24 protein-coding genes are annotated in these 20969 nt (G+C 34.9%); 23 read left to right on the top strand and 1 reads right to left on the bottom strand.

From position 1 onward, the window contains the following. Positions 1-40: 40 nt before the first annotated feature. The 19 genes from K412_RS0117295 (at position 41) to K412_RS0117390 (ending at position 16716) form a co-directional block, all read left to right on the top strand. Positions 41-361, top strand: coding sequence for a hypothetical protein (locus tag K412_RS0117295; protein ID WP_024834241.1), 321 nt, complete (start codon positions 41-43; stop codon positions 359-361). Between the two features lie 57 nt (positions 362-418). Further along, on the top strand, positions 419-676 hold the full coding sequence (locus tag K412_RS0117300; protein WP_024834242.1) for a hypothetical protein: 258 nt from the start codon (positions 419-421) through the stop codon (positions 674-676). A gap of 130 nt (positions 677-806) precedes the next feature. Next, positions 807-1031, top strand: a complete 225-nt coding sequence (locus K412_RS22410) for a hypothetical protein (protein WP_157833850.1) — start codon at positions 807-809, stop codon at positions 1029-1031. A 1009-nt stretch (positions 1032-2040) separates the two neighbouring features. Then, positions 2041-2328: a hypothetical protein gene (locus K412_RS0117315; protein ID WP_024834245.1), complete on the top strand. Its 288-nt coding sequence runs from the start codon at positions 2041-2043 to the stop codon at positions 2326-2328. Continuing rightward, the gene (locus K412_RS0117320) at positions 2238-2831 is read left to right on the top strand and encodes a response regulator transcription factor (protein ID WP_024834246.1); all 594 of its coding nucleotides are present in this window, start codon (positions 2238-2240) and stop codon (positions 2829-2831) included. Before K412_RS0117315 ends, K412_RS0117320 begins: the two co-directional genes overlap by 91 nt. A gap of 146 nt (positions 2832-2977) precedes the next feature. Next, on the top strand, positions 2978-3901 hold the full coding sequence (locus tag K412_RS0117325) for a decaprenyl-phosphate phosphoribosyltransferase (RefSeq protein WP_024834247.1): 924 nt from the start codon (positions 2978-2980) through the stop codon (positions 3899-3901). A 35-nt stretch (positions 3902-3936) separates the two neighbouring features. After that, positions 3937-5241, top strand: a complete 1305-nt coding sequence (locus K412_RS0117330) for an oligosaccharide flippase family protein (RefSeq protein ID WP_024834248.1) — start codon at positions 3937-3939, stop codon at positions 5239-5241. Positions 5242-5270: 29 nt separating this feature from the next. Further along, on the top strand, positions 5271-6272 hold the full coding sequence (locus tag K412_RS0117335; protein WP_024834249.1) for a glycosyltransferase family 2 protein: 1002 nt from the start codon (positions 5271-5273) through the stop codon (positions 6270-6272). A gap of 4 nt (positions 6273-6276) precedes the next feature. After that, positions 6277-7326: an NAD-dependent epimerase/dehydratase family protein gene (locus K412_RS0117340; RefSeq protein WP_024834250.1), complete on the top strand. Its 1050-nt coding sequence runs from the start codon at positions 6277-6279 to the stop codon at positions 7324-7326. Positions 7327-7379: 53 nt separating this feature from the next. After that, on the top strand, positions 7380-8792 hold the full coding sequence (locus K412_RS0117345) for an aspartate aminotransferase family protein (RefSeq protein ID WP_024834251.1): 1413 nt from the start codon (positions 7380-7382) through the stop codon (positions 8790-8792). Positions 8793-8825: 33 nt separating this feature from the next. Beyond that, positions 8826-9644, top strand: a complete 819-nt coding sequence (locus K412_RS0117350) for a glycosyltransferase (protein WP_024834252.1) — start codon at positions 8826-8828, stop codon at positions 9642-9644. Positions 9645-9683: 39 nt separating this feature from the next. Continuing rightward, entirely contained in the window at positions 9684-10748 is a 1065-nt protein-coding gene (locus tag K412_RS0117355; RefSeq protein ID WP_024834253.1) for an endonuclease/exonuclease/phosphatase family protein, read from the top strand. 24 nt (positions 10749-10772) lie between these two features. Further along, positions 10773-11615 (top strand): glycosyltransferase family 2 protein, encoded by an 843-nt coding sequence (locus K412_RS0117360; RefSeq protein WP_024834254.1) that lies wholly within the window; start codon positions 10773-10775, stop codon positions 11613-11615. 160 nt (positions 11616-11775) lie between these two features. Further along, on the top strand, positions 11776-12702 hold the full coding sequence (locus K412_RS0117365; RefSeq protein ID WP_034848289.1) for a protease inhibitor I42 family protein: 927 nt from the start codon (positions 11776-11778) through the stop codon (positions 12700-12702). Positions 12703-12873: 171 nt separating this feature from the next. Continuing rightward, positions 12874-13455 (top strand): hydrolase, encoded by a 582-nt coding sequence (locus tag K412_RS0117370; RefSeq protein ID WP_024834256.1) that lies wholly within the window; start codon positions 12874-12876, stop codon positions 13453-13455. Positions 13456-13751: 296 nt separating this feature from the next. Continuing rightward, the gene (locus K412_RS0117375) at positions 13752-14312 is read left to right on the top strand and encodes a tryptophan transporter (RefSeq protein ID WP_024834257.1); all 561 of its coding nucleotides are present in this window, start codon (positions 13752-13754) and stop codon (positions 14310-14312) included. Further along, on the top strand, positions 14305-15144 hold the full coding sequence (locus K412_RS0117380) for an energy-coupling factor ABC transporter ATP-binding protein (RefSeq protein WP_024834258.1): 840 nt from the start codon (positions 14305-14307) through the stop codon (positions 15142-15144). The genes K412_RS0117375 and K412_RS0117380 overlap by 8 nt, the downstream gene beginning before the upstream one ends. Beyond that, complete coding sequence (locus K412_RS0117385) at positions 15141-15950, top strand: energy-coupling factor ABC transporter ATP-binding protein (RefSeq protein WP_024834259.1); 810 nt, start codon at positions 15141-15143, stop codon at positions 15948-15950. The genes K412_RS0117380 and K412_RS0117385 overlap by 4 nt, the downstream gene beginning before the upstream one ends. Before the next feature lies 1 nt (position 15951). Then, positions 15952-16716, top strand: coding sequence for an energy-coupling factor transporter transmembrane component T family protein (locus K412_RS0117390; RefSeq protein ID WP_024834260.1), 765 nt, complete (start codon positions 15952-15954; stop codon positions 16714-16716). Positions 16717-16719: 3 nt separating this feature from the next. Here the strand turns inward: K412_RS0117390 and K412_RS0117395 are convergent, their stop codons facing one another. Further along, complete coding sequence (locus K412_RS0117395; protein ID WP_024834261.1) at positions 16720-17556, bottom strand: hypothetical protein; 837 nt, start codon at positions 17554-17556, stop codon at positions 16720-16722. 145 nt (positions 17557-17701) lie between these two features. On the opposite strand from K412_RS0117395, the gene K412_RS0117400 reads away from it, so the two are divergent. The 4 genes from K412_RS0117400 to K412_RS0117415 all read left to right on the top strand — a co-directional run bounded on the left by K412_RS0117400 (position 17702) and on the right by K412_RS0117415 (position 20965). After that, positions 17702-18217, top strand: coding sequence for a hypothetical protein (locus K412_RS0117400; RefSeq protein ID WP_024834262.1), 516 nt, complete (start codon positions 17702-17704; stop codon positions 18215-18217). Between the two features lie 77 nt (positions 18218-18294). Next, positions 18295-19440 carry an HD domain-containing protein gene (locus K412_RS0117405; protein WP_024834263.1) on the top strand — a complete coding sequence of 382 codons (1146 nt, stop codon included), beginning with the start codon at positions 18295-18297 and terminating at the stop codon, positions 19438-19440. Positions 19441-19448: 8 nt separating this feature from the next. Next, positions 19449-20039: a 5'-deoxynucleotidase gene (yfbR, locus tag K412_RS0117410; RefSeq protein WP_024834264.1), complete on the top strand. Its 591-nt coding sequence runs from the start codon at positions 19449-19451 to the stop codon at positions 20037-20039. Positions 20040-20125: 86 nt separating this feature from the next. Further along, positions 20126-20965 carry an aminotransferase class IV gene (locus K412_RS0117415; protein WP_024834265.1) on the top strand — a complete coding sequence of 280 codons (840 nt, stop codon included), beginning with the start codon at positions 20126-20128 and terminating at the stop codon, positions 20963-20965. Positions 20966-20969: the final 4 nt, after the last annotated feature.

Consider the following 20969-nt stretch of genomic DNA (forward strand, 5'->3'; position numbering starts at 1 on the left):
TCAGCCCGCGACCAGTCAAAAACAAGCAAGGAGGGATTCGATGCAGGACGGTAAAGCAATTCAAACGATCCAGCGGTCTCACCGGCTCACCGTCCAGCTAACACCTGACGAGTGGGCAGGCGTACAAACAGCAGCAGCTCGGCTCGGTACCACCGTTCCGAAGCTGGCGGCCTTCATGTTGAGTATGGCAGCTGGCCAGCTCTCCAACTCGGTCGGAATGGGTGGGCACGTCGTACTCTTTAACAACGGCATAGTGGCTAATAGTATCAGCGGCAGCGTAGCCATTGCCAACAACGTCAGTAATTCGAGCATTGTCATGAATAACACCGCGGCAGGTGATATTTCCGTCAACAGAAGATAAGCAGAAGTATGAAAAGATACCGGCCACAGGCCGGACAAAATCAAAGGAGGAAAAACCATGTTCAACAACTTAATCGAGCTTTATTACGAGTATTCAAACACAGAGGCATCCAAGACCTTCGACCAGAGCATCTTTGACGCTGCGTACGATGAAGCCGTCGCCGTCTTTACGGCCGGCATATCTGGCAAAGAGACCATGACCGAGAGGGACATCGACAGTGCCGTGAAGTGCGCTATGGGCAACGCAAAGACGCAGGGCTTTATCGAGGGCTTTGCCTACGCCTCGAAGCTGTGGGCAGAAATCTCGGGCAAATAGCCAGCAAGACAGGCGCAGCCTCCTCGAACTGGTGGACTGCTCCTCTCTAGTTTGTGGTAAAATAAGACAGGCCCTTCAGGGCCGTGGGTGCCGGCGGTCGACCTGCCGGCCCACAGGAAGGAGGAAGCGCATGAGCAAGACCTTGCACGTGATCTGTCCCATTTGTGGCATCGACAACACCCTCGGAGGCCGATGCGATTGCCAGAAAATCAAGGTCGACCTGATACCCAAGCATGAGATTGACCTTCTGGCTCGCACGGTACTCAAGGCCACAGCCAGAGCCTTCGAGGATCCGGCCGTCCGGGCTGACTTCGAGCGCTGGCAGGCAGAGCGGCAGCGGAACGAGCCACAATGAGCACCAAGACCAAGAGCGGGCACCTCATACACCGAGGGCCCGCCCTTTTCTTTGGCCCATGGCCGCCAGCTCGGGGATCCGGCTGCCAACACCATCGTTTCAAGCGAGGGTGATGGTGCAACGCTTCACGACCCCGTCCGAACACCCACAGGACGCCTCAGATCATGAGCTCCAAGAAGGGGAAACACCCCGGGATCTGGTGCTTATTCTTGGTGCTTATTTGGTGCTTATAAACACCAAAACAGCCCGAAATAGAATTTTTTACATCGTGATGAAAACCCCGCAAAGCGCGATATTACTGGATAATTCTGAACAGACCGAAATACATCAAAATGGAATATTCTAATTCGTAATCAGCAGGTCAGCGGTTCGATTCCGCTTACCAGCTCCAAGAAAATCACCTATTTCAATATTTAGGTGGTTTTTTTATTATAATAAAAATCGCTGAAAATGATACGAAATTTTAACGGTAACTATCAAAAAACTAACACGAGTAAACCGAATGCTTCGCTCAGAATTGATTGTATTGATGCTATAACTATTATCCAGCTATTTTTATAAAATTAATAAGTTAACCAAAAGGCATAAGCAGCTAATTTTTATATCACTTTCGCTATTGCCTTTTTATTTTGCTTGAATTTTATAACAAATCAATAAGTTGATATATTTACAAATATTGTATAGAATTAGTAATAATACGAATAGTATTAAAATTTTTGAATTGAGATTTATTTACTGGAGATATATGAAAAAGAAAATTATATCCCATTGCAAATTTCGATAGAATTCATATTAACCCAACCCATAAGTCCGAAACTAGCACTTTGCAAGAGGATAATATAATAAGCTCTTGGAAATAAGGCTCATCCTAACCGAATAAAATTCTAAAATTTCCATAATGAATTCACTTAAAAAATTTCACATAATTTGGAAATAGGTTGCGATTGTAAACTTCTGCCGTTATTTTTTGACTTAATATAAATTAACTAATTTCTTGGGAGGTTATGTAATGAAAGATTATCAGCTAAAAGATGAAATATTATCATCATGGAGAAGGTGTATAGAAAATAATCTTCTACCACAGCAAAATGTACCTATTTTTAATTATGAAGTAAAAGAAATAAAGAAGATGTTGGATAAAAACAAAATCTTTATATCAGTTTTTGAAGAAGCATTGGATAATATAGAAAGTGAAAATATTGATAAATGTCTTTTTTTATATTATCAGATGTTAACAAAGTCGCTCTTAAGCTTTTCGGAAACAAAAAACTCCTATCCCATGCACAGAAATCACTAATACAAACAGGAACAAGTTTTGATGAGTTAATAAGCGGTACAAACTCTATAGATTTGGCAATGAGACTTAACACTTGTTGTTATATGCTTCCTGAAAACAACTACTGTGATTTTCTTAGGAAGTGGTATATGTTTACTGCGCCAATTATGACGAAAAATGAAAATCTGGGGTGTATAAGTATACTTTCCCAAGAGAATTGCATTAATCAAGATATAGCTATAATAGTCAGGCTCCTGTCTTATAAAATCTTCGATGAATACAAAAAAAGAATAAAAGTAAATAACACCGACGTTAAGCTAACTGATAGTCAAATAAAGATTTTAAAAATACTTGCCCATGGCTGTACTGACAAATGCATTGCAATGGAACTGGGTATAAGTCTTGGAACTGTACGGTATCATAAAACAAATATTTTCAGGAAATTAAATGTTGAAAGCTGTGTGCAAGCTTTAATGAAAGCACTTAAATATGGAATTATATCCGTGGATGATGTTGAGTTATAGATGGAAATACCACTGTATTATAATCTAGTCAGTAAATAAAGCTGGAGGTTACTAGAGCATAATACAGTGGTATTTATTGCATATTATGATATAATTTGTAACAAAAGATAAAAATATCAGATTTTTTATAGAAAGATGGAAATGATATGAGGCAAGAAAGCACTTTGAACGTAACTGAAGAAAAAAAGAGTTTTACAGACATTGTGATTTGCTTTGCAAAATTAATACGTGTAAGGCAATGGTCGAAAAATATTTTTGTGTTTTCAGGGGTACTGTTTCCGTCAGGTTTACCTGAACTAGTTCAGGTAGCTAAACTAATCCTTGCTTTCTTTTTATTTTGCGGAATTTCAAGTTCAGTATATATTATTAATGACATAATTGATTTAGAAAAGGATATGCTGCATCCAGTAAAAAGGTTCAGACCTCTGGCTTCAGGCAAAATAAAAGTCAAGATTGCTTTGGCGATTTTTTATATAATCTGTCCTGGTACTGTAGTACTTTCCTTTATTCTTAACAAATACTTTGGAATAATTATATGCGTATATTTTCTTATGAATTTAGCATATTGTATGAAACTGAAAGATTTTGTTTTTATTGATTTATTAATTATTTCTTTTGGTTTTGTTCTTAGGACTTTATCAGGAATAGTATTAGTTAATGGAAAAAATTCGTTCTGGTTATTATTAAGTATCGCTTTTCTTTCATTATATCTTGGAATTAATAAACGAAAAAAGGAATTAATTACACTGGAAGTGGATTCTAAAAAACATAGAAAAAATCTTGGCGAATATTCTATTGGATTAATTAATGAAATAATTCCGATGCTGACAGCCTGTACTGTAATATCTTATTCTTTCCACACTTTGTATGAAGTAAAGGTAAAGTATACTATTCTAACAATTCCTATAGTAGTATATGGAATTTTCAGGTATCAGTATCTTACAGATAAAGCCGGCTTAGGCGAAAGTCCTGAAATGGTATTACTAAAAGACAGACCGATAGTTTTGGCTATATTGGTGTGGGGAGTTATATACATTTCGGCAAAATTACTGACAAACAGTTTAGCCTAGTACAATAAGTATAATTTAAGGAAAAGGACGAAACAATGACATTTACAAAAGAAATAATAGAAAACGTTAAGGGAAAATCCGTCAAATTACTTCGCAACAGTGAAATACGAGCATTTATTGAGAATTTAGGTATTGTTTTTATTTTCAGATTTACATCTGCAGTTTTAAGTGTTATTGGTTTGGTCTTGGCAGCAAGGTATCTTGGAGCAGTTTCAGTAGGAAATGTCACACTGATTCAAAATACTGCTTATCTTCTTTATATTCCAATGTGTTTTGGTATAAACATTTCAGTTATAAAATTTTTGCCTGACTGTAAGAATGAAGAAGAAACTGAGATACTTCTGGGCTCAATTGGTGTTTGGAGTTTAGTTTTAACAGTGATATCAGTAATTATATATGGTTTGTTTCATCCAGCAATTAACAAGGCATTAGGGTTTTCTGGAATACAGTTATTATTAACTGTGATTATGGCTGTGACAATAAACTATTCAATGATTACCGAGGCAATTTTAAGATCAAGAAAACAGTTTTTAACCTTGGGAATTATTAAGATGGTAAGTTCACTAATATTTTTCACATTTACGTTGATTTCAAGTCTTGTTTTGAAAAATTATCTTTATTTTGTTTATGGGTTAATTATTAACCAGTTTGTTGCGATAATATGGTCTTTAAAAACTATAAATATAAAAAAGTTTAGATTTTCAATGGATATTTCAAAAAGGGCATATAAATATGGAGCAATTAATATGGTCAGCGGTGCTTTATCTTACATCATGTTCAACAGTGACCTATATATCGTTAATCATTTCTGTTCGGATTATGATGTAGGTATATATTCCCTTTATCAGGTAAATGTTAAAAACTTTTTTAACCTTATGTTTCATGAGATATTTGCAGTAGTATTTTTGCCGACTATTGTTCGGATGGATACTATGAAAATTTATAAAAGGATTAAGTCTCTTATACCTATTATGCTTCCAATTGCTATAATTGCCAACATGGCTCTTAGTATATTTATGCTTTTATTATATGGAAGGGATTATAAAATCAATTGGATATATATACTGCTTATTTCGGTAAGTTTGGGTTTCCATTTTCTGTATTATGTATTTAATTCAGTATTTACTGTCGAGGGTAAAAAAGGAGCTTTACTTTGCATGAATGTATTAGGTTTGCCTATGCCGGTGCTAATATTGATAAGTATTGTATTAACAAGAGCATGGGGCATAACCGGAGAGTTAATATCATTACTGATTACTCAGTTGACGCTAGTTGGTGTGTTTTTATTTATCATAAAATTTAAATACCTTAAAAATATAAAAACTCATATTAAATATTGAAGTAGTCTTCAATAGTGAAAGGAGAAAAGATGAATAGCAAACCTTTAGTTTCAGTCATTATACCTAACTATAATTATGAGAAGACTTTGCCAAAGTGTTTTGAAGCACTGATGAATCAGACATATAAGAATTTTGAAATTATATTTGTAGATGACGGCAGTACAGATAATTCCATAGAAATAGCTAAGAAATATCCATGTAAAATATTCAAAACACCTAAAAACGGAGGCGTAGCGGCGGCAAGAAACCTTGGGGCTGAATATGCCTCCGGAGACATTTTGTTTTTTCTAGATAGTGACGTTGCTTTGTATAAGGATGCAATTGAAAACACATTGAAAGAATTTGAAAAGGATACGTCCCTTGGTTCTGTATGCGGAATTTATTCAAAGGACCCACTGTTTAAGGGAGGTTGGGCGAAAGATTATCGAACCCTTCAAGGACACTATTGGAGGATAACTTCCGTAGGTTATGTAACGGCGGGTTTCTTCTCATTGGGAGCTGTAAAAAAATCAGTATTCCAAGAACTGAAAGGATTTAACGTTAATCTCAGTAATACGGAAGAGATTGAATTTGGTAACCGACTTAATGAAAAATACCGTCTATTACTTACCGATAAGGTGGTAGGTTGTCATGACGACGAAGAGAGACTGAAAACTCTTGCAAGAAAAATGCATATCAGAGCTATTCAAAGGATACCTTTCTATTTGCACAGGAAGAAACTTACAAAAGGGTTTGAAACCCCTTTGAGAGGCCTTGGCATGTTAGCTGTAGGTTTAAGTACGTTGGCGATTCCAGCTACAATATTCAGCCTGTATTTTGCAGCTTTATTTTTGGCTTGTGTTCTGGCTTTTGTATTTTCAGATTTTGGACAATACAGGTTTGTATATAAGGAAAAAGGATTCTTTTTTACTCTGATATTTATAGTATTTCATTGGATAATTACGGCTGTTGCTTTTTGGGGATTTGTCAGAGGTGCTTTAAGCATGATATTTAGCAGCAAATTTCGTAAAAAATATTCTTATGAGAGGTAAGCAAATGAAAAAGAAAGTTCTTATAACCGGAAATAACGGGGTTTTGGGCAGAAATCTGGTTAAGTATTTACATAAAAACGGAAAGGAAAATTACGAACTCATTCTCTTTGACATAAATCAGAATAATTCTGAATTTTCAAACTTCCAAGCATATAAAGGTGATATAAGAAGAAAAGAAGATATAGAAAAGGTTATAGGTGGTATTGATATTGTGGTTCATTGTGCCGGAGCATCTCCTTCATATGAAGAATCTCAGATATACGACATAATTATAAACGGTACAGCTAATTTATTGGAATGTGCATTTACTAAAGGAAATGTAGAAAGGTTTGTTTACATATCATCCACCTCCGTATATGGAGTACCTGAAAAGGCTCCAATATATGAAACAGATGAAGTTAAGCCCTATGACCCATACAACAGGAGCAAGATAGAGACAGAAAGACTTTGTGACCATTGGAGATCAAAAGGTCACTGTGTCAGCGTGCTTCGTCCAAGATCATTTTTAGGACCTGAAAGACTTGGAACATTCGGTATACTTTATGAATGGGCAAGTGAAGGAAGAAACTTTCCAATGTTGGGTCCTGGGAAAAACAGATACCAATTATTGGATGTGGAGGACTTGTGTCAGGCAATTTATTTGGCTATGTCAGTAGATGCTAGCAATGCTAATGACCTTTTTAACATCGGAGCAAAAGAGTTTTCAACTATAAAGGATGATTACCAATCTGTACTTGATGCTGCAGGTTTTAATAAAAAGATAATATGTTTTCCTGCAAAACCAATGTTCTTTATTCTGAATATTCTTGAAAAGTTAAAGCTTTCACCTTTTTACAAAAGGCTTTATCTCAAACTCAACAGAAACTACTATGTTTCTATTGAAAAGGCAGAAAAAAAGCTAGGTTATAAGCCCAAGTATTCCAATAAGGATTCTTTGGTAAGAAATTATCGTTGGTATCTTGAAAACAAAAATAATATTGGTAATAAACCTGGGGCAAGCAATAATGTTGTTTGGAACCAGGGAATATTGAAATTTGCAAAGTACTTTTTTTAATTGATTTCAAAAGCTTAATATAAACGGCAACTAAAAATTGGGGGGAGTTACATATGAAGGATGATAAAGAACTAAAGCTATTAACAATTGAAGATGGACACAAAATGAGTGAGAAAGAAAACCTGAGACTATTTAAAAAGCATATAGGGAATAATCTAGGGAAAACTCTTGCTCTATTAGGATTTGCAGATGCTATTCCGGTAGAAGCCAGCGGAATGTACATAACCCTGAATGATGGCAGGAAAATCCTTGATATGACAGGACATGTGGGTGTATTGGTTGCTGGACACAACCACCCAAGAATTATTGAAGCAAGGAAAAAATGGGCTGAAGAAAGACGATTAGAGACGTGGAAATTTTTTCCATCACCTTATCAAGGAGTACTATGTCACAATCTATCACTTATTTTTCCTGAAGATTTGGAAGTTGTTTTCTTTTGTAATAGTGGTGCAGAAGCAAATGAAGGTGCATTGAAACTTGCAGAGAAATACAGTGGAACGTCAAGAAAAAATATAGTATTCACAGATATTTCATTTCATGGAAAGACTCATGCAACACTTACTGTATCCGGCTCTGAAAAAAATCAGAATCATTATTTTAATAAGATTGAAAATTGCATAATGGTGAAATATGGAGACATAGATGATTTTAAACGAGTCATTGAGGAGAATAAAACAGGGAGAAATTCTACAAAGATAGGCACTTTTATTGTGGAAGCCATAAGAACAGAAGGGGTTGTAGTTCCTGATAAGGAGTATTTTAAAGAAGTTAGAAGGCTCTGTGATAAATATGATATTGTTCTTATAATGGACGAGATATATACCGGATTCGGTAGAACTGGTAAATGGTTTGCTTTTGAACATCAGGAGATATGCCCGGATATCGTTTCTTTTTCCAAAGCATTTGGAGGTGGTAAAGCAACATTTGCAGGGTTTATTACCAGACCCAGAATTTTTAACAAAGCATATTCCAAGCTAAATGAAGCAACTCTGCATTCAACTACATATAACGGCTACGGAGAAGAGGTTGCTGCTGCAATAGAGGTACTTCATATTATAAAAGATGAAAAACTGGTGGAAAACTCAAAAGAAATGGGAGACTACCTATTAAAGGGGCTTTTAGAAGTAAAACGGGAATTTCCAGATATTGTAGCTGATGCAAGGGGAATTGGACTGCTTACTTGTATAAAGTTTCATAGTAGAGCTGAAAAAATATTGAAGTTCTTTTCAAGTACTGGAAGCGAGTTAGTTGAGAAATTTGTAACAGGTTCAGTAATGACATCAATGCTGAAGGACTATAATATCTTGCTTAATACTCCTCCTCATGATTCAAGCCAGTTACTAATAACTCCAAGCTTAATTATTACTAAAGAGCAAATAGATTATTTTATAGATTCTCTTAAAAAAGTATTAAGTGACAATCTTTGGAAGGTAGGATTTGATTATATAAAAAGGCTCAACAGCTAAGTAGGAGTCGAAAGCAAAATTCAGGGGGAAAACATGAAAAAAGCAAGTATTGTCATTCCTACAAAGGATAAATTATCAAGGCTGCGTCTGATTTTAAAGGCTTTAGAAGGACAAGTTGATGATACTATAGAGGTAATTATTGTTTTTGACGGTTGCAGTAAGGATACTCTTAAAAACTTTGAGGGGATAAGACTAAATTATACACCTATAAAAGTAATTCACGAAAAGAATGTAGGACGTGCAAAAGCTCGAAATTCAGGGATTTTGAAAGCATCTGGAAATGTAGTAATTTTTTTGGATGACGATAGAATCCCAGCTCCGGATTTTGTTTACAAACACATTATGAGCCACCAAAAAGGGCGTTATGCAATAGTTGGAGAAAGAAGAGATGTAAATTACTCGGAGGAAATACTGGATAAATTCTATAGTGATGGTATTACTAAATCAGATTATGGCCGTATTGAAAGGGATTCCGTAACTGAAAGATTTAATTTTTTGAAAAAAACAGCCCGGATTATTTTAGGTCAGTATATTGAGTGTGTAACCTTTAGTACAGGTAATTCTTCAGTTCAAAGACAGGACTTACTGAATGTAGGAATGTTTGACGAGAATTTTACTGGATGGGGGATGGAGGACACGGATTTAGGATACAGGCTTTATAAATCCGGAGTAAAGATTAAAAGAAATTATTCTATAGTGAACTATCATCTGGTTCATCCGGTAAATAGTATACAGCAAAATAATGAAAACCGAAGAAACGTTAATTATTTTATCAGTAAAATAGAAGGGGATAAGGCAGCTATACGTATGACGAAACTTTTGCACCGTATTATATATAAACAACGGTTTTAAACTATAATCCACTTTAGGTTAGATTTGGAGGTTAAGTTTGTGCTTAAAAAAAATATACATAGAATAATAACAGTGCTGACATTTTTATGGCTGGCTTTCATTACTCTGCATATTATTCTGACAGGGAGAGTATTCTTCTGGAATTTTCCTGCAAGTTCACCTACATTTTTATTTACAATTATTTCTTTACTACTTCTTTTATACTATTTATTTCAAAAAAAGAAGAGGCCATTATACTTGGTAATAGTATCTATTTGCTTAATAATGTCATTAACGCAGCTTGATATAAATTTAATCAGTAAAACAGAAGATAAAAATGGGATAGAAGATTATTCACCTATAAAGGTGGTTTGCTGGAATACAAATTTATGGGATCAGGATAAGGACAAGGATGAGTTTTATTCATTTATTAAAAAACAGGAAGCAGATGTGTATCTTTTACAGGAATATCTGCACTATAAAACCGATGAAGACAGTGGTCAACCATATAGACTTTGCAACATCGTTCCGGGATTTCCTTTGCACTATATACATTTTGATGACAGCGAAAGGATTAGGCAAGAATTTCCAGGATATTATTTTTCTATAGATAATCAATTTGTAATAATTTCACGTTTTCCAATAAAGAAGTCTTATACTGATTATTCCGAGCAATATGCCGTAACCGATGTAGACATAAATGGAAGAAATGTCCGGTTTTATAATGTTCATATGCTTCTTCATATTGAAACAACCAATCCTCTGAAACCATATTTTTATGATGCACTGCATAGAAGATTTTTGGCCAGAGAAGTTGGGTTTAAGAACTTGAAGAGGGATTTAAAGAACGAAAAATCAGATTATTTTGTTGCAGGAGATTTTAATTCTACAAAGGCTATGGGTGTGATGAATGATCTCCTTAAGGATCATATTGATGGGGTCAGGTATTCTAATGATATTTTTCCTTTATCATATCAATTGTACGGGTTTAAACTATGGAGAATTGATTTTACATTATTGCCAAAATCAAATGATAACATAAGATTTAAAACATATGAAACTATATCTCCTGACACTTTATCCGATCATGACCCAATTGTTTTATCACTGGATGTAAAAAAGTAAATTAACTATGAAAGAAGTGATTAAGTGACTGATAAAGCAAATTTTCCCAAGATAAGTGTATTAATGCCTGTATATAATACTTCAAAATATTTATCGAGAGCTCTGGACAGCGTATTGGCTCAAACTTTTACAGATTTTGAAATTATAGCAGTAGATGACGGTTCAACAGATAATTCATTGGAAATACTCAAAAGATACAGCAGTAAGGATTCCAGGGTGAAAGTTTTTCAGAATGAAAAAAACATGGGAGTAAGTTTTTCTCTAAATCATGCAATTAGTCATGCCTCTGCGCCTTTAGTAGCACGTATGGACTCGGATGACATTATGGTAAAAGACAGACTTGAGAAGCAATTTGCATACATGAAGCAGAATCCGGACTGTGTGGTACTTGGGGGACAGGAAATGTATATTAATGAAGATGATGAAATAGTTGGAAATACCAGATATCCTTTGACAGATACAGAAATTAAAAAGAAGTTTTTTCAGTTCCAGCCCATAGCAGACCCAACAAGTATGTATAACCGAGCAAAAATTCCTCCGGAAGATTTTTATTTTGATGAAAGCCTTACAGTAGCGGAAGGTTTAGATTTGAATTTCAGGTTATTTAAATACGGAAAGTTTGCTAATATAGAAGATGCAATTGTACTATACCGACAAAGACCGGGTTCACTTTTTTCCACGAACATGAAAAGAACATTCAAATTCATATCAATGGTACGAAAAAGGGCAAAAAATCAATATGGAATAAAACCCCCGTTTACTGCAGGGATTATTAATTTCTCACAAAAAATAATTACTTCCGTTTTGCCTTTAAAGGTTGCTGTTAAACTAAATGATATTATAAAAAAGCTTACTGTAAAGGTATAAAAGATAATTGACTTTTAGTGCTATATTCAATACAATGTATATACAAACCATATTTCCCAAAATAAGTAATCAAACCTATATCACTTTTCTGTAAAATCATTTGATATATTAAGTGAAACAAGAAGGTTTGAAAAAGCAGAATATTAAGGAGGAAATATTAATGGAAAGAGCTAAGAAATACCTATCTGTTCTTATGGCTGTAGTTATCTTTTTAATCCTTATTGCTCCGGCAAAAGCAAATGCGGAAACACCAAGCACTGACATTGGAGTATCAAAAAGCTACACGCTTTTTGGTGATCTCAATAGTAATGGATACGTCGATTCTATTGATTATGCAAAACTGAAATCAATATTATTAGGTGTAGCTGAGCCGGGTACAGTCAATATGAAAGCAGCGGATCTGAATGGTGATGAGAATGTTAATGCTTTAGATTTAGCACTACTGAAAAAATTAATCACTGGAGAGATAAGAACCTTCCCTGTTGAATCGAAATATCCAAGTACCGCTAATAACAGCAGTACATTTCTTTTCCTTTTAGATTCCTATGATACATTTCAAATATCATTAAAGGAAAACGGGTCAACAGGTTATCAATGGGAATATACCATATCTGATTTCGATGGCGCTAATTTGATTTCTGAAGACAGCTATTGTTTTACACCTAATCTTGATGGTACCCCTATCCAAAAGGTATGGACATTTAAAGCAGTAAAATCTGGCAAGTATACAATTGAGTTTACGTACAAGCGGCCGTGGGAAACAGATGAAGAACCGCTGCAAACTTTCAAATATGATATATATGTAAGTGATGTTGGACGTACTATAGACGTAAAACAAGGGGAGTCATTTAACATAGCACTTGTTGGCGGAGGAATCTTCGGAGGTACTTGGAAGTATTCCAATACTGATGAATCAGCAATTTACCTACTCAATAAAGAAGTCTTTGAGGATCATCCGGGGATGGCTGATGCACTCAATTTAACGCAATGGACATTCAAAGCAGTGAAACCTGGAAGCTATAAGCTTACATTTCAAGGAGGCTCATTTTTTTCAGATGATTTGGAATTCGATATAAATGTAGCTTAAAGAAACACGATATTTATTAATTTTCATTATAGAAGCTATACAGTTTTTCCTTATGTTCAGGTACTGTATAGCTTTTCTTAAGTTGCTCTTGTTTTAATACTTATTAAAATATTATAATGAAATAGTTGTTTACAGCATAAAATTATAATTTATCATTTAAAGGGGTTACATATGAATTTAAAAGATAGATATATTGAATTATATAATACGTATATCAAACGTGAGGGAGCCGATAAACTTCTGGAATATATGCTGTCCAAATCAAGTGATTTCTTTACGGCCCCAGCAAGTACAAGGTTTCACGGCTCATATGAAGGTGGTTTGGTTGAACATAGTATAAATGTATATGAATGTTTGGTTGACTACCTTTCAAGGACAAGAGTAAAAAATATCTACGGTCTGAACTACGATTCAGAAACTATTGCAATAGTTGCACTTTTACATGATATTTGTAAAATAAACTGTTACAAACCGGGAACTCGAAATGTAAAGGACGAACGTGGAGTTTGGCAGACAGTTCCAACATACGAGTATGATGATAGACTGCCTTATGGACATGGTGAAAAATCAGTATACATAATAACGGGATTTATGAGGCTGACCAGAGAGGAAGCCTTTGCAATAAGGTATCACATGGGTTTTTCCGGCTGTGAAGATAAAAGATGCATAGGGGATGCATTTGAGCAATTTCCGCTGGCATTTGCACTGTGTACGGCAGACATGGAAGCTACTTATTTTATAGAAGGAAAATAAAGGGGATTATAAGGGATAACAATCAAAAAGTTCCCCAAAAGTATCACATTTTACGACTGAATGTAAAGTGATTAAATAAAATACAATATTTATTGTCCTATATTGACAAAACTCGCCGACGAATGTTATATTCTTTACAAGTAGAGATGAGATGAGACGAGTTTAGATTAGATGAGATGAGAAGCAAAAAAAGGACGAGTACGCCTGTTGTCTTAATAGGTTGTATTTTGTTTGGTTGTAAAAACTATATACGTAAACTCAAACCTCTACTAAAAAATATTGTTGGAGGTTTTTTTATGGAAAAAAGAGTGGTTATAAAAGAGAAAAAAGCTGGCCTTACCATTTCTGATGTAATTCTTGTAGGTGTGTTACTGGCAACAGGGGCTGTACTTAAGTTTTTTGTGGGTTCTATGTTTAATGCCGGTATGAAACCAAATTTTGTTATTGCAATGTATTGTTTAGCAATACTTATAATAAAACCAAAGCTATCTGAAGCTATAATTATAGGCATTATAGCAGGAGCTATCTGTCAGGTTCTTCCGGGTACACCATATATAAATTTAATAAGTGAACCATTAGGTACCCTTGTAATGTCTATTCTTATAAGCCTACCTCTGAAGTTTAAGCCCTATTCACTATTAAAACCCATATTAGGTACTTTCCTGAGTACTTTGGCAAGTGGACTTGCTTTTCTTGGGGTACTGTATATTGCATTTTATGCAGGTGCGAATGTAGAGACAATACCCTTCAGTGCATTTATAGTAATGATACTGTTAACTGCCGTAGTAAATGCAGTAATAGTTCAGATTCTTTATATACCTGTAAAACTGGCATTGGGACGTGGCAAAGATGATTGAGTTCAAGGATTTCTCATTTAAATACAAAACAGGTGAAAAGCCTGCATTAACAATAAAGAACCTCTCTATTCAAAAAGGTGATTTCGTGGGTATCATAGGGAATAGCGGAGCAGGCAAGTCAACCTTTACCTATGCAGTTAACGGAGTTATTCCCCATCACTATGAAGGTGACTTTTATGGTGAGGTCAGGGTGAAGGGGCAGGACACTGTTGATTTATCACCGACTCAGCTGGCATTGAGTGTAGGAAGTGTATTTCAAGATATTGACGGACAGATGGTATCTTCAGTTGTAGAAGATGAGATACTATTTGGTTTGGAGAATTTTGGAGTCCCTAAAGAAGAAATTGAGAAGAGAATAACAGATATACTTAAAATGGTAGGTATAGAAGATTTACGTTATAGAAACATCAACACACTAAGCGGCGGTCAAAAGCAAAAGGTTGCCATATCGGCTGTAGTTGCAATGATGCCTGACATACTGGTACTTGACGAGCCAACTGCCGAACTTGACCCACAGAGCAGCCTGCAGATATATAATATGTTGAAAATGCTTAACGAAAACCTAAATATAACAATTATAGTTGTTGAACAAAAAATAATGTTACTCAGTGAGTTTTCCAAGAGAATCATAGTTTTGGACAGTGGTGAAATCTATTTAGAGGGGACGCCAAAAGAGGTGCTGAGTGACACTACAAAATTGACTGATATTGGTGTTAACTGTCCAAGGGTATCTTCTCTGGCAAACAATCTTAAGCAGCGAAAAATATATAATGGACCGGTTCCCGTCAATTTAAATGAGGCCGAAACCATGGTAAGGAGTGTACTTGGGTGATAAATTTCAATAACGTGTGTTTTGCCTATGACAAAATAAATATTCTCAACAACATAAGTCTATCGGTAGCAAAAGGAGAATTTGTTGCTATTGTGGGCAGAAATGGTGCAGGAAAGACAACACTTATGAAGCTTCTAAACGGTTTACTCAAACCCACTTCTGGTACAGTCACCATTGCAGGTTTAAATACCTCTGTAACAAGGACGAGTGAACTGGCAAAGCATGTAGGATTTCTATTTCAAAACCCTGACAGGCAGATTTGCCGTAACACAGTTAAGGAAGAGATAGAATTCGGCCTAAAATGTATTTTGACAGACACTGCAGATATAGAAAAAAGGTGCAGAAACACAATAGAGAAATTTGCTTTGATTCCTGACAAGGACCCGTTTTCTCTAAGCAGGGGAGAGAGACAGAAAATCGCACTTGCATCAGTACTGGCTTTGTCTCCCGAAATACTGGTATTGGATGAACCTACTACCGGATTAGACTACAAGGAATGTATGCATATTATGGAAATCATTAATGAACTAAACCACAACGAAACTACTGTTGTCATGGTATGCCATGATATGGAATTGGTAGCTGATTTTGCACAAAGGATAATTGTGGTGGGGGAAGGCCGTATACTTGCTGACGATACTTGCCGCAGAGTAATGTCACAGACTGAGATATTAAAAGAGGCATCTCTGACACCACCACAGATAGCTGACCTTGCTATTCGGCTTGGAAAAGGTTTTGAGGACATATTTACATTGGATGAAATGACAGAAATTATATCACAAAAAGCCAAGAAAGAGGGTGTATAATGTGAAGGGCATTTTAGAATACAGCCAGGGTGATACCTATATACACAAGTTAAACCCTTTATCAAAAATGTTAATTGCTTTTTTACTATGCTTGAGCTGCTTTGCCAGCAGTAACATTTTTTGTACAATTGGAATTATTGCTGTAAACCTTTTTATAGCCTATCTTGCTGGAATTATTGGCAGGGCATTTTCTTTGCTGGCTACGCTACTTAAAATAGGAATTGTACTTTTTTTATTGCAAGTATTTTTCATTAGATCTGGGAATATCCTTTTAAATCTTCCATTCAATTTATATATTACAGATATAGGCTTGAAATTCAGTATAATGCTAGTCTTGAGACTTGTAGGAGCTACTATGCCTTTGGTTATAATTCTGACAGTTACCAGAATGAGCGATATTACTAATGTTATGGTACAGAAACTTCATATACCTTATAAGTATACCTTTGCATTTATAACAGCCCTAAGATTTATACCTATTTTTGAAAATGAAATGACAGGTATAATTGAAGCTCAGACCGCAAGAGGAGTTGAATTTGACACAAAAAACCCTGTAAAGAAGTTGAAATTGTTGCTTCCACTTTGTGTTCCACTTCTTATTTCCTCTGTAAAACGGATTGAGGGCAGTGCAATATCTGCTGAATTAAGGGGATTTAATTTAAGACGTAAGGACAGCGGGTATAAAACATATGGTTTTGTTGTATTGGATTATTTTGCAATACTGTTATCAATATTGATATTACTTACATGTATTATCTTTTTTTAGAAATCACCAAGACTTATCCGGGGGGAATCCAAAAGTTTGAACAACTTCAAAAAGTTCACTCTCGGCTATATCAGAAGGTGTCACTATTAAGCCTTTATTTGCGTCTATATCATAGCCAAATTGGTAAAATGCCTGCCATATCATTTGTGAGCAGTTTTCTACCTTTGGTTTGGTATCATCATAGCATTTAGGGGAGAAGATGCCGTATTTTATTCCTGCAAGATTTTTAGCCGCAAAGGAAGCGATAGCATCAAGTTTTGTTTGGTCAGCATTTTTAAGTCTTAAAATTTTAAGAGTTGGGAAACACTGCCATTTTGATATATCCTGTGTTATGCTGTGACTACCCGGTGTGAGAGCTTCCAGAGTTATTCCCTTTTTAGCATCAATAACAATACCGCAGTGGCCATGCCTCCAGTAAAAGGTATAACAAGATTTCGTCAAAAGAATATCACCATTTTTAACAGGTGCCATTTGAACAAATCTGCTTATAGAACCGTTGACAAGGATTGATTCCTGAACTGTGAAAGGGTTTAACTTTTCTCTGAAAATCTTGTTTCTTTTAAAATAGTTATTTTGAATTGAAAGTATTTTTTTATTACCGTCAGAGGATAGACGAAACTCATCAATAGCTGTTTTCGAAAGGCCTGTTTGCTTAAATAAAAGAGAATAATCTTCCTTGCTTAGTTTATTTTTATTTAGAATACATGAAATATCTACTTGTGGGCACTTTGGAGTATAACTTGCTTCAAAAACATTTTTCCAAATAAAAATGCAGTATAAACTAATAACGACACTTAAAATAAGTACTACTAACCTGCCTCTCTTTTTTATGGTTCTCAACTCCTGTTTTTAATAATTAAGCATATTATTTCCAGTTAAAAAATAAAAATTCGTTTCTAGAAAAGTCAGACAAAAAATAACAAAATTATGTATAATCAATGTAATTAAAAATAAGCTTAATAGAAATTAAAAAGAGAGGGATATTATGAGAAAAAATTATTCTTTGGTAGGCATGTTACTCATAGGTGCAGGTGCATTGCTGCTGGTTTTAAAAATGTTGTTTGGTATAAGTTTTCTGGATTTAAACGCAGGAGACTTTTGGGTGTTTATAGTACTTTTAGTCGGATTGAGTTTTGAGTTCAGCTTTTTCATAACAGGAAGAAAGCCCGGATTACTAATACCTGGAGGAATTATTACAACTATCGGAATGTTATTTATGTTCGAGGTTGCAACAAATTGGTATTTTGCTGAGTATACATGGCCTGTGTATATATTATCTGTAGCTGTTGGACTATTTCAGATGTATCTATTTTCAAACAGAGAAAAGGGTTTGTTGATATCAAGTTTAATAATTGCAGGAATTTCAGCATTCTTCTTTGCATGCATGTTCCTTAATACAATATTGACATTTATAAGACCTAGTCTTTTCATTCCGGTAGCACTCATAGCAGCAGGTATTGCCATAGCTGCCAGTGGTAAGAAAACAAAGGGACAATGGTAAACTAGATTATAAATTGTAATGCATACTTTCCTGCAAGAATATGGTATATTAGAGTTAAAGGCCGGAGGTGTGTTTTTATGGTGTGGAGACAGTTAAGAGAGCAGCAAGAGAATTTGCTGAGTCCTTATGCCGCAAGAAGTGTTAATTCTTTTGGCAGGTTAATTAATGAAGAAAAATGTCCTATCAGGACAGATTTTGAACGGGATGGGAACAGAATTCTATACTCTATGGAGTTTCGAAGACTAAGACACAAAACTCAGGTATTTTTTAATGCTAAGAACGACCACATATGTACAAGAATGGAGCATGTACTAAACGTAGGATCAATTGCTGTCACTATAGCCAGGACATTAAATCTGAATCAGGATCTTACGTATGCAATAGCTTTGGGACATGACTTGGGGCATGCACCATTCGGTCATAGTGGAGAGCGTGTATTAGATAAATGTATGAAGAAAGTAAATAAAGAAGGCGGATTTAAGCATGAACTTCACAGCCTTCGGGTTGTAGAAAAACTTGCTACACGTATCTCAAAAGAAAAAATACATGAAAAATGCGGGCTTAATCTTACTTTTGAAGTAAAGGACGGAATAGTCTCACATTGTGGTGAAAACTATAACGAATACTCTTTGAGAAGAGATTTAAGTAAAACTCCGCAATCATTGCTTAATTTGAAAGATAGAGGGCATCTTCCCTATACGCTTGAAGCCTGTATTGTAAGATTAGTGGACAAAATAGCATATGTTGGAAGGGATATTGAGGATGCTGTGCGTGTCAACCTTATGAATATGCATGATATACCTATGGATATAAGAAATGAGTTGGGCAACACAAATGGTGAGATAATAAATACTCTGGTTTGTGATATGATTGAGAATAGCTATGGTAGAGATTGTATTCAGCTTAGTAAGGAAAAGGGCCAGGCACTTGAAAAGCTTATAAATGAGAATGTAAGGTTGATTTACAAGGCCGATAAGATAACCCGTTATGAAAAAATTGCTGAAAATACTCTTGAAGGTTTGTTTGATAGCCTTCTCAGCAGCATGTCAGATTTTGAAAAGCTTCAGACAAGTGAAAATAAAGTTTACAGAATGTTTTATAACTTTATTGCAGACAAGGCATATGATAAGTCTGAAAGTGATGCACAGAAAGTAATTGACTTTATAGCAGGCATGACAGACCAGTTTGCACAAAGCTGCTTTGAAGAAATATACTGGATGTAGGTGGGAATATGGATGATAAAAGTTTTCATTTCTTTGCTTTTCTTTCAAGGATGAAGTATATAAATAGATGGGGGCTTATGCGTAACACGTATACTGAAAATATACAGGAGCACAGTTTGCAGGTTGCCATAATTGCACACGGATTGGCAGTAATCAGGAACACATATTTTAACGGTGAAGTAAATCCTGAAAGAGTGGCGATACTGGCGATGTTTCATGACTGTAATGAAATAATAACAGGTGATATGCCTACTCCTATAAAATATTATAACCCTCAGATAAGTAAAATTTACAAGGATATCGAAGACATATCAAAGGAGAAAATCATATCTATGCTGCCTGAGGAAATGGCAGATGAATATTATTCTTTATTTTTCAAAAATCCGGATGATATGAATTGCTGGAAACTTGTAAAGGCTGCTGACAGGATTTCGGCCTATATAAAATGTATTGAAGAATTAAAGGCAGGGAATAACGAATTTAAAAAGGCTAGGGAAACCATTCTGCAAACAATAACCGAAATTGATTTGCCAGAGGTAAAGTATTTTATGGAAAAATTTATACCAAGCTTTAACTTATCCCTTGATGAGATTGATTAATTTGATGAGACTGTTATATAATTAAAGTTATATTGGAAAAATTAATTTAATATATTTTTTAATTCATTATCAAAAGGGGACAAAAAATGACATTCGAAGATAACATAGGTACAAAGTGTATTATAAATGGGGAAATCTTGCCGGCTGAAATGCTGAATAAATATTCAGATGAAAAGTATACGGCTTGCTATGAAGTTATACGTATTATAGATGGAATTCCGCTGTTTTATGATGATCACTTTACACGTCTTAAAAGTTCGGTGCAAAAGATTCAAAATGAATTGGAAATATCAAATAAAGATTTAAGGAATCAAATTACAAAAATATGTGAGGTGAATAATTTAGTTAACTGTAATGTGAAAGTATTGGTGCTTCTTTACGAAAAAGAGCAGATTACGCTACTACACATAAACAAGTTTTACTACCCATCACAAAAGGAGTATGACAGTGGTGTAAAGTGTTGTACCATCAAGCTAAGTAGAAGCAATCCAAATATCAAAATGATAAATATTTCATACAAAGCAGAAATTAAGCGAGTTACAGCAGAAAATGGTGCATTTGAAGTGCTTTTGGTAGATGACAACAATAAAATAACAGAAGGTGGAAAATCTAATGTTTTTTTTGTAAAAGGCGAAAAAATATATACATCTCCCGAAGAATATGTTTTGAAAGGTATTACGAGACAATATATAATTGATGTTTGCGTAAAACTGGGATACGAAGTTATAGAAACATTAATTAGTGTTGATCAGATAAGTAATTTCGATGCTGCTTTTATAACCGGTACATCCATTAACGCAATGCCGATAAAAATAATAGACCAGTATACATTAAATTCATCTGAGAATATTGTAACCCAAAAGGTTATGAAAGGATATAACAGTCTTGTAGCGGCATATATTGAAGGCAATAGCAATAAGAAATAGAGAA

Origin of the sequence: Ruminiclostridium josui JCM 17888 (genome assembly GCF_000526495.1) — a bacterium.
Taxonomy (GTDB): domain Bacteria; phylum Bacillota; class Clostridia; order Acetivibrionales; family DSM-1351; genus Ruminiclostridium; species Ruminiclostridium josui.